We start from the raw sequence: 12,169 nt of genomic DNA, 5'->3' as shown, positions 1-12,169 counted from the left end.
CCGCCCCCACCCCCCCCCCCCCCCCCGCCCGCCCCCCCCCCCCCCCGCCCCCCCCCCCCCCCCCCCCCCCGCGCCCCCCCCCCCCCCCCCCCCCCCCCCCCCCCCCCCCCCCCCCCCTCTGGTTTCCGACCGAATCGGTTACCTTGCCAGGCTCAGGCTCAGGCTCAGGCTCAGGCTTATGCCGGGTCGCTGACGCCGCCGGTGGAGAGGGTCTTCTGGGAGAGCCAGAGGCCGCTCGCCTTCATCAGATAGCCAAACAGGGCGCCGATGATGAGGGAGGGCAGAATGAGCCGCCACTCGCCTGCGGCGCCGAAGGTGGCACAGCACCCGGCGAAGGTGCCGGGAATGTAGGCGAGCCACTGCTGCCTGGCCTGCACGCACATCAGGGTGGCCACCACCCCTGTCATCAGATAACCCGCCATGCCGGCCCCCCACCAGGTCTCCCCGTGGATCAGCAGGAGTGCCCACAGCATGCCGGTGGTGTTGCACAGCAGGGTCTGCAACAGCGCCTTGTAACCGCCACTCGAGGCGAAGTAGCTGGTGCAGCCGAGGAAGCCTACCCAGGAGATGAGACCGAGTGCGGCGGCCAGTCCACCCCAGACGGCGGAGAGGATCCCGGTCGTGATGGCGATGGCGAACAGTGGGCTCATGGCGTGACTCTCAGTGGTTGAATCCGGAAAAGGAGGCAGCCTACTCCGCGGTAGAGCGGCAGCAAGCGGGGGCCGGATTGTGTGTGATCCCGGTCACTCTTTGCAACTCTGGAATACGCTTGCGCTCGCGAAAAAAATTCATTGGAGGCGCCGCAGACCTTGTTCCATAGTTAGAGGCCCTGTCCTGCTCATGGAGTGAGTCTGATGGTGCCAAACGTGATCGTTCCTCTGCTGGTGTTCGTAGTGCTCTTCCTGGCCGGTACCATGGCCAAGGCACTGCCCCTTAACCAACTCATGTAATTCTGTGTGAAATAAAACTCGGCCGGGGCGGGTCTTATGGTTGTCAACCTCATCGTCCCGGGAGTTTTTTCATGTTGATCAAGCGCCGTACTTCTCATCACCCCACCGAACAGGATGTCACGCCGGAAACCGTCTATCAGGATCGTCGCCGCATCCTGAAAGGGCTGGGCCTGGGCGTCGGTGCTGCCACCCTGGCGTTTCCGGTGAAGGCCAGCCTGCTGGATCTCTTCGCACCGGACAAGCCAGCCACCGTGGCCCCCACCAGACCCCTCGACATCCGTGCCGCGACCCGGCCAGAGGGATTGATCCTCACCCCGGAGGAGAAGGCCACCACCCACAACAATTTCTACGAGCTGGGGACCGACAAGGGGGATCCGGCCCGCAACGGCCATTACCTCAAGCCCGAGCCCTGGACCCTGAAGGTGGAAGGGGAGGTGGCCAAACCCTTCACCCTGGATGTGTGGGATCTCATCAACAAGAGCACGCTGGAGGAGCGCATCTATCGGCTGCGCTGCGTGGAGGCCTGGTCCATGGTGCTGCCCTGGAGCGGCATTGCGCTGGCGGATCTGATCCGCCGTGCCGAGCCCACCAGTCGCGCCAAGTTCGTGGCCTTCGAGACGCTCTATGATCCGGAACAGTTGCCGGGGCAGGCCTCCCGTGCCCTGGGGGGCGGCATCGATTATCCCTATGTGGAGGGCTTGCGCCTCGACGAGGCCATGCACCCCCTCTCCTTCCTCGCCATGGGGCTCTATGGCAAGACCCTGCCCGCCCAGAACGGGGCTCCCATCCGGCTGGTGGTGCCCTGGAAGTACGGCTTCAAGAGCATCAAGAGCATCGTCTCCATCCGCCTGGTGGAGGAGATGCCCCCCACCACCTGGAACCTGCTTGCGCCGAACGAATATGGCTTCTACGCCAACGTCAACCCGAGCGTGGATCACCCGCGCTGGAGCCAGGCGAGCGAGCGTTTCATCGGCGAGGGGGGCATTTTCGGGGCCAAGCGCCAGCCGACCCTGATGTTCAATGGCTACGGCGACGAGGTGGCGTCCCTCTATCAGGGGATGGATCTGCGTAAATGGTATTGAGACTGACGCTCTGCCCGACTGATCTCTTGCCCCCTTCTCCCCTGGTGGGAGAGGGGATGAGAAGCGGGAAAAACATGACGGGAACTGCAATATGATGCCGAGACTGAAAACAGCCCATATCAACGGCTTGCGGGCGCTGGTGCACCTTGGTTCGCTCGGCTTTCTGCTCTGGCTGGGCTATGCCGTGCCAGCCGGGCTGCTGGGTGGGGATCCGGTCCAGGGGTTGACCCATTACCTTGGCAAGGGGGCCCTTCACCTGCTGTTGCTGACCCTGCTGGTGTCGCCGCTCGCCAAGCGCTGGCGCCAGGGGCAGCTCATCAAGTTGCGCCGCCCCCTCGGGCTTTGGTGCGCCGCCTGGGCGTCCCTGCACTTCATGGTCTGGCTGGGGCTGGATCTGCAGTTTGACTGGGGGCTGATTGGCGGCGAGCTGGTGAAGCGCAGCTACATAGTGGTGGGCATGGTGGCGCTGCTGCTGTTGCTGGCGCTCGGCATCACCTCGATCCCGGCCCTGTTGCGTCGCATGGGGCCTGCCTGGCAGAAGCTGCACAACTGGATCTACGGGGTGGCTCTGCTGGTGCCGGTACACTACTGGTGGTCGGTCAAGAGCGGGTGGCAGGAGCCCCTCATCTATCTGGTGCTGGCCTGCGCCCTGCTGTGGCCACGGCGAGAGAAGCTGCTGCGCCCCTGGCGCAGGCGAGCGCAAGTAGCCGGGAGGGGGGCGGCGCAACAGCCGTCACGCCCATAGCAAAAGAGGCCTATTCGGCCTCTTTTTTGGTGATCTCGCCGGTGTTGGCATCGACCTGCAACTGGACGCGCTGATCGTCGGCATTCAGGGTATCGACCTCGAATTTGTCCCCTTCCAGCTCCACTTCCCGAATGTCGTGATACCCTTGTGCCAGCAACAACTTGACCAGTCCGGCCATGTCGAGACGTGTCTGCGCCGCCCAGCCAAAGGTGGAAAAGAGGCACAAGATCAGCAGGATACTGCGTGGGATCATATTCATTCCGGATTCATGGCTGGCACACTATAAACGGCATTATGTTAGGTTTTGAGAGATGAATCACCCATGAATAGCGCGCTGCCCCTGCTTGGATTGCTGCTGCCGATGCTGGTTCAGGCGGCCCAGCCGAACGAGGCCTTGCTGCAACAGGCGGTCAGTGAGGGGCGGGTCCGTCCTTTTCATGAGTTGATGGAGGTGGCCTCCCGCCTGCCGGTGCGCGTGCTGCGTGTCGATCTGGGTGAGGAGGATGGCGTCTGGCTCTACGAGCTCAGGCTCATCGACGAGGAGAACAGCGTCATCAAGGTGGGCTACCGGGCTGACAACCTGGAGATGGTGTGGCTCAAGGGTCACCATCTGGAACGCCTGTTCGCTCCGCGCCCCCCCCCCCGGAAGAGGAGTAACGGCGTGAGTCCGCGAACCTACCGTCATCCGGTTCGTCCCCCCAACCGTTGCCGGTGCCGGCACAACCCTGTTTTGGATACCCATGTATGCGCATTCTGATAGTTGAAGATGAAAAGATCCTCGCGGGCCAGCTGGCGGAGCAGCTGCGTCTGTCCGGTTTCGTCACCGATCTCTGCCACGATGGCAACGAGGCGGGCTTTCTCGGCGAGACCGAACCCTATGACGCCATCATCCTGGATCTCGGCCTGCCCGGTCGCGACGGCCTGAGCGTACTGAAGGAGTGGCGCAGCAAGGGGATGGACACCCCGGTGCTGGTGCTGACCGCCCGTGGCCAGTTGCACGAGAAGATTGAAGGGCTCAACGCCGGGGCGGACGACTACCTCACCAAGCCCTTCCAGGTGGCGGAGCTGGTGGCCAGGGTGCAGGCGCTGGTGCGCCGGGCGGCGGGGAACGCCAGCTCCATCCTCGAGATCGGTGGCGTGCGTCTCGACATGGCGGCCTCCCAGGTGTGGTACGAAGGGACCCCCATCAAGCTCACCGCCCACGAGTTCCGGGTGCTGGGCTACCTGATGCAGCACAGGGGCAAGGTGGTGTCGCGCAGCGAGCTGATCGACCACATCTATGCTCAGGATTTCGATCGCGACTCCAACACCGTGGAGGTGTTCATCGGCCGCATCCGCAAGAAGACCCACGCCGATCTCATCGAGACGGTGCGCGGCCTCGGCTACCGGATCAACGAATGACACCCTCGCAACCGATGGCGGGGTGGGTTGAATGAGGCTGGTACGCACCCTGCGAGGTCGGCTGGTGGTGATCGCCATGGTCTGGTGCGGTCTCTTCCTGTTCGCCACCGGCTTCAGCCTGCAGACCATGATGCGAAACTACTGGCAGGAGGCGGAGGCCGATGGCTTGCGCCTGCAGCTCTACGATCTGCTCTCCCGCCTCGAGATCCAGCCGGACGGCATGCCGGTGGTCACCGAGCCCATGGCCGACCCCCGTTATCGCCAGCCCTACTCCGGCTACTACTGGCAGCTGGAGCTGGGGGAGACGGTGGTCAGTCGCTCCCGCTCCCTGTGGGATGCCCATTTGAGCGCCCACGGCCTGAAGTCGGCCTTCGGCGATCCGGATCTCTTTGTCGGCAAAGGGCCCAACAAGGAGCCCCTGCTCATCATGACCCGTACCGTGCTGCTGCCGGGGTCTGATCGGGTCTTCACCCTGGTGATGGCCAAGGACAGCAGCGCCCTGACCCAGACCCTGAAGAAGACCCGCATCAGCCTGTTCCTCGGCCTCGGCTTCGCCGCCACCGGCCTGGTGCTCGGCTTCATGTTCCAGATCCTCTACGGCCTGCGCCCGCTGCACTTGCTGCGCCGCGAGCTGAGCCGCGTCCATCAGGGTCATCAGGAGGGGTTCCGGCTTCGCTACCCCCTGGAGATCCAGCCGCTGGTGGAGGACATCAACCGCCTGCTGCACCACTATGGCGAGCTGCTGCAGCGGGCCCGCTCCCACACCGGCAACCTGGCCCACGCCCTCAAGACGCCGCTCAGCATCATGCGCAACCAGGTGACCCAGTTGCCGCCGGAGGATCAGGCCGCCCTCGGCGAGCAGCTCGACCAGATCCAGCGCCACATCGACTACCACCTCGGCAAGGCGCGGGTGACCGGCGCCGCCAAGATCCTCGGGGTGTCGACCCCGGTGCGGGCCCGGGTGGAGTACATCTGCCGCGCCTTCTCCCGCCTCTATCCCGGCAAGACGGTGGACTTGCAGGTGCCGGTCAATCTGGCGGTCGGGGTGGAGGAGCAGGACTTCGACGAGATGGTGGGCAACCTGCTGGAGAACGCCTTCAAGTGGTCCGCCAGCGAGCTGCGCATCTCCAGTGCCGAGCTGGGGGGCTGGATCACCCTGCGCATCGAGGACGACGGCCCCGGCATGAGCGAGGATCAGATCGCCAAGGCGGTGCTGCGGGGGGTGCGCCTCGACGAGAAGGTGCCGGGTTCCGGGCTCGGTCTCAACATAGTGTCAGACCTGGCGGAGGCTTACCGTGGCAGCCTCATCATGGGGCGGGCCGAGCTGGGGGGGCTCGCCGCTTCCCTCTCCCTGCCCAAGGTGGCCAGGGTCGAGTGACGGGGGGCCCCGTCGGGGGGCCCCTTTTGTGCCGCCGTGCTGGCAAGGGTGCGGCACCCGGCATAAGATACGTCTCTTGTTTCAGGTGTAGGAAGGGTAGCAATGACTGACGATCCTTGGGCTTTGTGCCATCTCGATGATTCGTTCGATGCCTCGGTGCTGGGCACTAAGGGGGCCCAGATCCAGTGGTTCGAGGACAGGGATGCTCTGATCCAGTTCCTGCTGGAGGATTTTGTCGACCTGCTGGCCGACGTGGGCGAGCTGGACGAGGAGCAGACCGAGAGCGCCCGCGAGCGCTTCACCCTGCTGGTGGAGCAGAGCCTGGATGATCGCACCCTGATGGATGCCATCAACGATCTCGCCTCCGGCCTGCGCCGCATTGCCTGGCTGGGGCCCCTCTCCGAACTGGCGGAGTTGAGCGACGACTTCGCAAGCGGGCTGCGAGCCTTCTTCTGGAGCCAATATGACGGTGACGAGGATGACCCCGAGGCCTGGGTGCCGGAAGATCTCTGGCCCCAGCTGGCGGAGTGCGCCGAAGAGTACATGGTGGAAGGAGACTTCTGAGCCACACCACAAACTGCGATAAGAAAACGGCGCCTTGATGGCGCCGTTTTTGTTGCTCAGTCCTCTACTCAGCCGTTGGCCGGTACCTCGTGCGCCGTGTTGGCGAGCACTGGCCCGATATACTTCTCTATCTGCAATTGGGCCATGTGGCCGCAGTTGCCCTGGGCCAGACTGGACGAACCCTCGTCGAAGGTGAGGCAGTTGACGTTGCCGTTCTTGCAGATGCTGCCCGCTTCCCCCGGCTTGGCCGGATCGTACCAGGCCCCTTCACACACCCGCACTACCCCGGGCCGGATATCGGCGGAGATCAGGGCCCCCACCAGGATCTGGCCGCGCTCGTTGAAGGCCCGCACCAGATCGCCATCCTGGATGCCGCGCGCCTTGGCGTCGTCCGGATGGATCAGGATCGCCTCCCGATCGGCGATGGCGAACTTGTCCCGCAGCGGGGTGTTGTCGAGCTGGGAGTGCAACCGCTGGGTCGGGTGGGAGGTGTTGAGCGACAGCGGATAGCGCGCCGCCACCTCGCTCTTCACCCACTCCTTGGGCTCATACCACTTGGGATGACCGGCGCAGTCGGCATAACCCATCCCCGCCACCGTGTTGGAGAAGATCTCGATCTTGCCGGACGGGGTACCGAGCGGGTTGAGCAGCGGGTTCTCGCGAAAATCGGCGTGACGGATCCACTGGCGGTTGGCCTCCGGGATCGGGAAGCGGATGTAGTTGTTGGACTCCCAGAACATGTTGAACGGCGGCAGCGCCACACGGGCGCCACGGGCCTGCGCCGCCATGCCGTCGTACATCTGCTTGAGCCACAGCATCTCGTCCTTCCCTTCGGTGTACTGCTCCTGCACACCCAGCTTGGCGGCGATGGCGCTGAAGATGTCGAAGTCGTTGCGGGCTTCAAACTGGGGCGGCACGCACTGGTGCATCGGGAACACATAGCGCTGGGAGTAGTCGCCCCCCATCTCCAGATCATTGCGCTCGTAGCTGGTGGTGACCGGCAGCACGATATCGGCGTGCTTGGCGGTAGCGGTCCAGTAAGGCTCGTGAACGATCACGGTCTGCGGTTTGCGCCACGCCTGCAGCAGGTTGTTGGTGTCCTGATGGTGGTGGAAGGGGTTGCCGCCCGCCACGTAGACCAGCTTGATGTCCGGATAGGTCACCTTGCGGCCGTTGAAGTCGATGGTCTTGCCCGGGTTGGCGAGACAGTCGGCGATGCGGGCCACCGGGATGGGGGCCGGGCTGTTCTTCGGGGCATTGCCGGCGGAGATACCCGCCAGAATGCCGCCCTTGGCGGTGGGGCTGCCACCGGAGGAGTAGTGGTAGCTGAAGCCGTAGCCGCCCCCCGGCAGGCCGATCTGGCCCAGCATGGAGGCCAGAGTGACCAGCATCCAGTTCGGCTGCTCCCCGTGGTGCTGACGCTGCATGCCCCAACCGGCCATGATCATGGTGCGCTTGGCGGCCATGTCGAGGGCCAGTTGGCGGATCACCTTGGCATCGACGCCGCAGACGCTGCTCGCCCACTCGGCGCTCTTGGGCTGGCCGTCCTCCTTGCCGAGCAAATAGGTGAGGAAGGTGTCGAAGCCGACGGTGTAGCGATCGAGGAAGGCCTGATCGTGCTTCTTCTCGCTGTAGAGGGTGTGGGCCACCCCCAGCATCATGGCCACGTCTGTGTAGGCGTTCGGGGCAATCCACTCGGCGCCGACCAGCTTGGCGGTCTCGTTGTAGACGGGATCGATGCTGATGACCCGGGTGCCTTTCTCTTTCAGCGCCTTGAAGCCCGCTTGACCTTCGTGATCCGGCATGTTCCAGCTGTTCTTCAGGGTGACCTGGGCGTTGACCCCCCACAGCACCACCAGTTCGGCATGCTCGATGACGTTGGGCCAGGCGGTCTGCTGCTCATACACCTCGATGGAGCCCATCACGTGGGACATGATCACCTGAGCCGCGCCGGTTGAGTAGTCACCGGCATAACCGGTGAAGCCGCCCGAGAGGTTCATCAGGCGGTGCAGCAGGGTGCGGCTGTTGTGGAACATGCCGACACTCTTCCAGCCGTAGGAACCGGCGTGGATCGCCTGCGGGCCGAAATCAGACTGAACGCGCTGGATCTCGCCGGCCACCAGGTCGATGGCCTTTTCCCAGCTCACCCGTACCCACTCGTCGGCACCGCGCAACTCCGGTCTGGCGCCCGGGCCGTGCTCCAGCCAGCTTTTGCGCACCATGGGGTACTTGATGCGGTTCTTGGCGTGGACCTGGAACGGCGCCATGTCGATGAGGTCATTCGGCGCTGGGTCATCGGCCACCGGCTGGACCCGCACCATGCGGCCCTCGGAGACGATGGCCTCGAAGGCTCCCCAGTGGGCGCCGGTCAGGATGCCCTTCTGGGCGGGCACCAGGGTGGGGAACTGCTCAAGGGCCGTGCTGACGGCCTTGGCCAGGGCGCTTTTCGGGAAGAGACCAGCCAGCAGGGGCAGGGCGGCACAGGCCCCCAGCCCCTTGAGCAGAGTACGGCGGGAGAGGTTGGTCTGTTGGTCATTGAAAAAAGTCATGGGAGAGTCCTCTGTTCCTGCCTTAATGGGCCGCGCTCATGTCGCTGGCATGTTTCTGCACGTATTGGGTGAGCATGCGCGCCTGCTCCGGGGTGAGGGAGGTACGAGACTCCATCCCCTTGATGACGCCGATCCACTGGTTGGCGTTGAAGTGATCCAGCGCGGTGAGGCCGTGACAGCCGGTGCAGTTGTTGGACATCAGGGTGGAGGCGTATTGCCACAGCTTGCCCTGGTCGCCGATGAGCTGGCTCTGGTCGACCCAGGCGGTCAGGCTGACCTGATGCCAGGTGAGGTTGGTGGCGCTGTCGGTTTCGCTCTTGCCGGTCACGAGGGCTTTTCTGGCGGCTTCGCCGACCAGCACGCTCAGGATCCGTTTGCCGGGGGCGGCGTAGAACACCTCGCTCACACCGTCCTGCTGCCAGCCGTCGATGCGCACCTGGGTGCGGCCGTTGTCGTTGGCCAGCACTTCCACCTGGGTGGAGGGCATCAGGGTGCCTTCGTCAGTCTTGGCGCCAGCATCCAGATAGAGCGGGGTGGTGGCGATGGCATAGCGGGTGGTGACGGTTGCCGGGGTCTGGGCCGCGGCGGCGGCCAGTTCGCTGGCACCGGCGGCGGCCAGGCCGCTCATGTCGGGCATGATGTGGGCAACGCCGCGGTGACAGTCGATGCAGGTCTGACCCTCCTTGATGGCGACCGGGTGCTCGGCGCGGGCATTGGGGCGCTGGGCCAGGATGTCCATGGAGGCGTAGCTGTGGCAACTGCGACAGGTGGCGGAGTCATTGGCCTTGAGCTGATCCCACACGGTCTGGGCCATGCGCAGCTTGTGGGCCTCGTATTTCTCCGGGGTGTCGAGGGTGCCGATCGCCTCGTGATAGATGTCCTTCACGGCGCGGATCTTGGTCCAGAGATAGGCGGCGGGTTCACTGGGGATGTGGCAGTCGGCGCACTCGGCGCGGATCCCCTTCACGTTCTGGAAGTGGACGCTGCCCTGATATTCGGCGAGCGGGGTCTGCATGGAGTGGCAGGAGACGCAGAACTCGGTGGAGCTGGTCTTGTGCAGCACGGTGACGGTGACGCCCAGTGCGGCGATCCCCAGCAGGGCCCCGAGCAGCAGAAGCCAGAACCAGGTCTTTCTCAACAGTTTTCCAAGCATGGTGACGGTGTCCTTCGAATTCGGGTATTACCAATATAGTAGTAGTCCCAGGATTCAAAGGGTTGACCTCGGTCATGGTTTTTATTTCGTCATATAATTGATTTTTGGTTTTGTTGTTTGTTTTTGCATGATTTATTGAATTTAAATCGCATTTTTCCCATACAGCGGGAGCGGGATGTGCTGTGGTGGGAGCGATGCCCAAGCCGGGGCGAGGAGGCAGTACGCCACCCCGGGGCTTGGGGTTTGTGGCGGGAGGATTGTATACTGTTCACATATACAGTATTCAGGTGTATCCATCATGCGACTCTTTATCGCCGAGAAACCCAGCCTTGGCCGCGCCATCGCCGATGTCCTCCCCAAACCGCACAAGAAGGGGGATGGTTTCATCGAGACGGCGCAGGGAGACGTGGTGACCTGGTGCATCGGCCACCTGCTGGAGCAGGCCGAGCCCGATGCCTACGATGCCGCCTACAAGCAGTGGCGCATGGAATCCCTTCCCATTGTCCCGACCCAGTGGCAGCTGGTGGCCAAACCCAAGACCAAGGCCCAGCTGGCCGTCATCAAGAGGCTCATCAAGCAGGCGGACTGCGTGGTCAACGCCGGTGACCCGGACAGGGAAGGGCAACTGCTGGTGGACGAGGTGATCGACTTTCTCGGCTATCCCAAGACCAAACCGGTTCAGCGCTGCCTCATCAGCGATCTCAATCCCCCCGCCGTGCGCCGCGCCCTCGACAAGCTCAGAGACAACAAGGAGTTCGTGCCGCTGGCGGTGTCGGCGCTGGCCCGTAGCCGTGCCGACTGGCTCTATGGCATCAACATGACCCGGGCCTATACCCTGCTTGGCCGCAAGGGGGGCTGCAGCGAACTGCTGTCGGTGGGTCGGGTACAGACCCCCTTGCTCGGTCTGGTGGTGCGCCGGGATCTCGAGATCGAGGCCTTCGTTCCCAAGCCGTTCTACGAGGTGATGGCCCATCTGTTGACCCAGGGCAACGAACGCTTCACCGCCAGGTGGCTGCCATCGGAGGCCTGCCTGCCCTGGCAGGATGAGGAGGGTCGGGTGCTCAACCGGGCGCTGGCCGCCAAGGTGGTGGAGCGGATCCAGGAGCAATCCGCCCGGGTGGAGGCGGTGGAGGAGCAGGCGCGCAAGCAGGCGGCGCCGCTGCCCTACAACCTCTCCAGCCTGCAGATCGACGCGGCCAAGCGCTTTGGCATGGATGCCAAGCGGGTGCTGGATATCTGCCAGAGCCTCTACGAGCGGCACAAGCTCATCACCTATCCCAGATCCGACAGCCGCCATCTGCCGAGCGAGCACTTCAACCGGGCCGGCCAGGTGCGGGAGGCCATCGCCAGCACGGCCCCTGCGCTGGCCAGGGCGGTCGCCGAAGCGGATGGCAGGATCCGCAGCAAGGCGTGGAACGACAGCAAGGTGGATGCCCACCACGCCATCATTCCCACCGAGAAGAGGGGGAACGAGGGGAGCCTGGGGGCCGACGAGGCGAAGCTTTACGGCCTGATTGCCCGCCAGTATCTGCTGCAGTTCTACCCGCCGTTCGAGTACAACGACAGCAAGGTGTTGCTGCGCATCGCCGGAGGGCTGTTCCAGGCCAAGGCGCGCCGCATCCTCAAGGCGGGCTGGAAGGCGCTGCTCGGAGTGGAAGAGGATGACGAGGAGGAGGCGGGAACCCTGCCTGCCCTGAAAGAGGGGGAGGAACTGCTGTGCGAGCGGGGGGAGCTGCTGGAGAAGATGACCCAGCCCCCCAAGCCGTTTACCGATGCCACCCTGCTGGCCGCCATGACCGGCATCGCCCGTTATGTGCAGGATCCCGAGATCCGCAAGACCCTGCGGGAGACCGACGGTCTGGGCACCGAGGCGACCCGGGCCGGGATCATCGATCTGCTGTTCAAGCGCCGCTTCCTGGTGCGCCAGGGCAAGAGCATCAAGGCCACCCCGACCGGGCGAGCCCTGGTCCAGGCGCTGCCCACGACCGCCACGACACCGGACATGACGGCACTGTGGGAGCAGAGTCTGGGTCAGATCGCCGAACGTCACGGCAGCTACCAGCAGTTCATGGGGCCGCTCACCGAGCAGTTGAACGGTTTGATCGACGGCGCCAGGCAGGATTCGGGGGCCAGCTTCAGCGCCCTGCCCAAGGCGGCGCCCGGGGCCGACAAGCGTCGCTTCACCAAACGCAAGCGCAGCCCGGCGAGTGGTGGCACGACGGGGGCAGGCAAGCGGGGGAGCAAGCGGCCAGCCCGGGCCGCCTGATAAAAAAAAAGGTTCTTCGCGGGATCCTGGGAAAGTGGAAGTTGACAGACAGGGTGCTGGTAAACTGGTTGTCGCCAAACA

10 protein-coding genes and 1 pseudogene are annotated in these 12,169 nt (G+C 64.3%); 7 read left to right on the top strand and 4 right to left on the bottom strand.

Translation table 11 applies throughout. From position 1 onward, the window contains the following. Positions 1–176 precede the first annotated feature (176 nt). Complete coding sequence (locus PG896_RS19140) at positions 177–650, bottom strand: DUF1097 domain-containing protein (protein WP_042014355.1); 474 nt, start codon at positions 648–650, stop codon at positions 177–179. Between the two features lie 371 nt (positions 651–1,021). Here PG896_RS19140 and msrP point away from each other — a divergent pair, with 371 nt between their 5' ends. Together msrP and PG896_RS19130 are read left to right on the top strand one after the other, a co-directional pair. Beyond that, positions 1,022–2,032, top strand: a complete 1,011-nt coding sequence (gene msrP / locus PG896_RS19135; protein ID WP_042864787.1) for a protein-methionine-sulfoxide reductase catalytic subunit MsrP — start codon at positions 1,022–1,024, stop codon at positions 2,030–2,032. A 91-nt stretch (positions 2,033–2,123) separates the two neighbouring features. Further along, on the top strand, positions 2,124–2,777 hold the full coding sequence (locus PG896_RS19130; RefSeq protein WP_042864788.1) for a protein-methionine-sulfoxide reductase heme-binding subunit MsrQ: 654 nt from the start codon (positions 2,124–2,126) through the stop codon (positions 2,775–2,777). Positions 2,778–2,787: 10 nt separating this feature from the next. Here PG896_RS19130 and PG896_RS19125 read toward each other — a convergent pair whose 3' ends face one another. Further along, complete coding sequence (locus PG896_RS19125) at positions 2,788–3,036, bottom strand: PepSY domain-containing protein (RefSeq protein ID WP_010675973.1); 249 nt, start codon at positions 3,034–3,036, stop codon at positions 2,788–2,790. Between the two features lie 63 nt (positions 3,037–3,099). Here PG896_RS19125 and PG896_RS19120 point away from each other — a divergent pair. From PG896_RS19120 to PG896_RS19105, 4 genes and pseudogenes are all read left to right on the top strand, one after another. Further along, positions 3,100–3,426: pseudogene (locus PG896_RS19120) on the top strand (PepSY domain-containing protein); the annotation flags it as partial. Positions 3,427–3,521: 95 nt separating this feature from the next. Then, a complete protein-coding gene (locus PG896_RS19115) occupies positions 3,522–4,178 on the top strand; it encodes a response regulator transcription factor (protein ID WP_005332666.1) in 657 nt (218 codons plus the stop codon). Positions 4,179–4,209: 31 nt separating this feature from the next. Continuing rightward, positions 4,210–5,556 (top strand): sensor histidine kinase, encoded by a 1,347-nt coding sequence (locus tag PG896_RS19110; protein ID WP_010675971.1) that lies wholly within the window; start codon positions 4,210–4,212, stop codon positions 5,554–5,556. 102 nt (positions 5,557–5,658) lie between these two features. Beyond that, on the top strand, positions 5,659–6,120 hold the full coding sequence (locus PG896_RS19105; protein WP_043153921.1) for a hypothetical protein: 462 nt from the start codon (positions 5,659–5,661) through the stop codon (positions 6,118–6,120). A 68-nt stretch (positions 6,121–6,188) separates the two neighbouring features. Here the strand turns inward: PG896_RS19105 and torA are convergent, their stop codons facing one another. Together torA and PG896_RS19095 are read right to left on the bottom strand one after the other, a co-directional pair. Next, entirely contained in the window at positions 6,189–8,669 is a 2,481-nt protein-coding gene (gene torA / locus PG896_RS19100) for a trimethylamine-N-oxide reductase TorA (RefSeq protein WP_270836086.1), read from the bottom strand. Positions 8,670–8,691: 22 nt separating this feature from the next. Beyond that, positions 8,692–9,822: a NapC/NirT family cytochrome c gene (locus PG896_RS19095; protein WP_043153917.1), complete on the bottom strand. Its 1,131-nt coding sequence runs from the start codon at positions 9,820–9,822 to the stop codon at positions 8,692–8,694. Between the two features lie 298 nt (positions 9,823–10,120). Here PG896_RS19095 and PG896_RS19090 point away from each other — a divergent pair, with 298 nt between their 5' ends. Then, the gene (locus PG896_RS19090; RefSeq protein ID WP_270836085.1) at positions 10,121–12,088 is read left to right on the top strand and encodes a DNA topoisomerase III; all 1,968 of its coding nucleotides are present in this window, start codon (positions 10,121–10,123) and stop codon (positions 12,086–12,088) included. Positions 12,089–12,169 lie beyond the last annotated feature (81 nt).

Origin of the sequence: Aeromonas sp. QDB30 (assembly GCF_027707645.1) — a bacterium.
GTDB lineage: Bacteria > Pseudomonadota > Gammaproteobacteria > Enterobacterales > Aeromonadaceae > Aeromonas > Aeromonas caviae.
The sequence above is the reverse complement of the archived record's forward strand: the minus strand, read 5'-3'. Positions and strand labels throughout refer to the sequence as shown.

Bases quoted from the DNA above. Each gene is read 5' to 3' on its own strand.
- PG896_RS19125 (WP_010675973.1), bottom strand. From the start codon at position 3,036: ATGAATATGATCCCACGCAGTATCCTGCTGATCTTGTGCCTCTTTTCC.
- PG896_RS19105 (WP_043153921.1), top strand. From the start codon at position 5,659: ATGACTGACGATCCTTGGGCTTTGTGCCATCTCGATGATTCGTTCGAT.
- PG896_RS19130 (WP_042864788.1), top strand. From the start codon at position 2,124: ATGATGCCGAGACTGAAAACAGCCCATATCAACGGCTTGCGGGCGCTG.
- PG896_RS19140 (WP_042014355.1), bottom strand. From the start codon at position 650: ATGAGCCCACTGTTCGCCATCGCCATCACGACCGGGATCCTCTCCGCC.
- msrP (WP_042864787.1), top strand. From the start codon at position 1,022: ATGTTGATCAAGCGCCGTACTTCTCATCACCCCACCGAACAGGATGTC.
- PG896_RS19115 (WP_005332666.1), top strand. From the start codon at position 3,522: ATGCGCATTCTGATAGTTGAAGATGAAAAGATCCTCGCGGGCCAGCTG.
- PG896_RS19090 (WP_270836085.1), top strand. From the start codon at position 10,121: ATGCGACTCTTTATCGCCGAGAAACCCAGCCTTGGCCGCGCCATCGCC.
- torA (WP_270836086.1), bottom strand. From the start codon at position 8,669: ATGACTTTTTTCAATGACCAACAGACCAACCTCTCCCGCCGTACTCTG.
- PG896_RS19110 (WP_010675971.1), top strand. From the start codon at position 4,210: ATGAGGCTGGTACGCACCCTGCGAGGTCGGCTGGTGGTGATCGCCATG.
- PG896_RS19095 (WP_043153917.1), bottom strand. From the start codon at position 9,822: ATGCTTGGAAAACTGTTGAGAAAGACCTGGTTCTGGCTTCTGCTGCTC.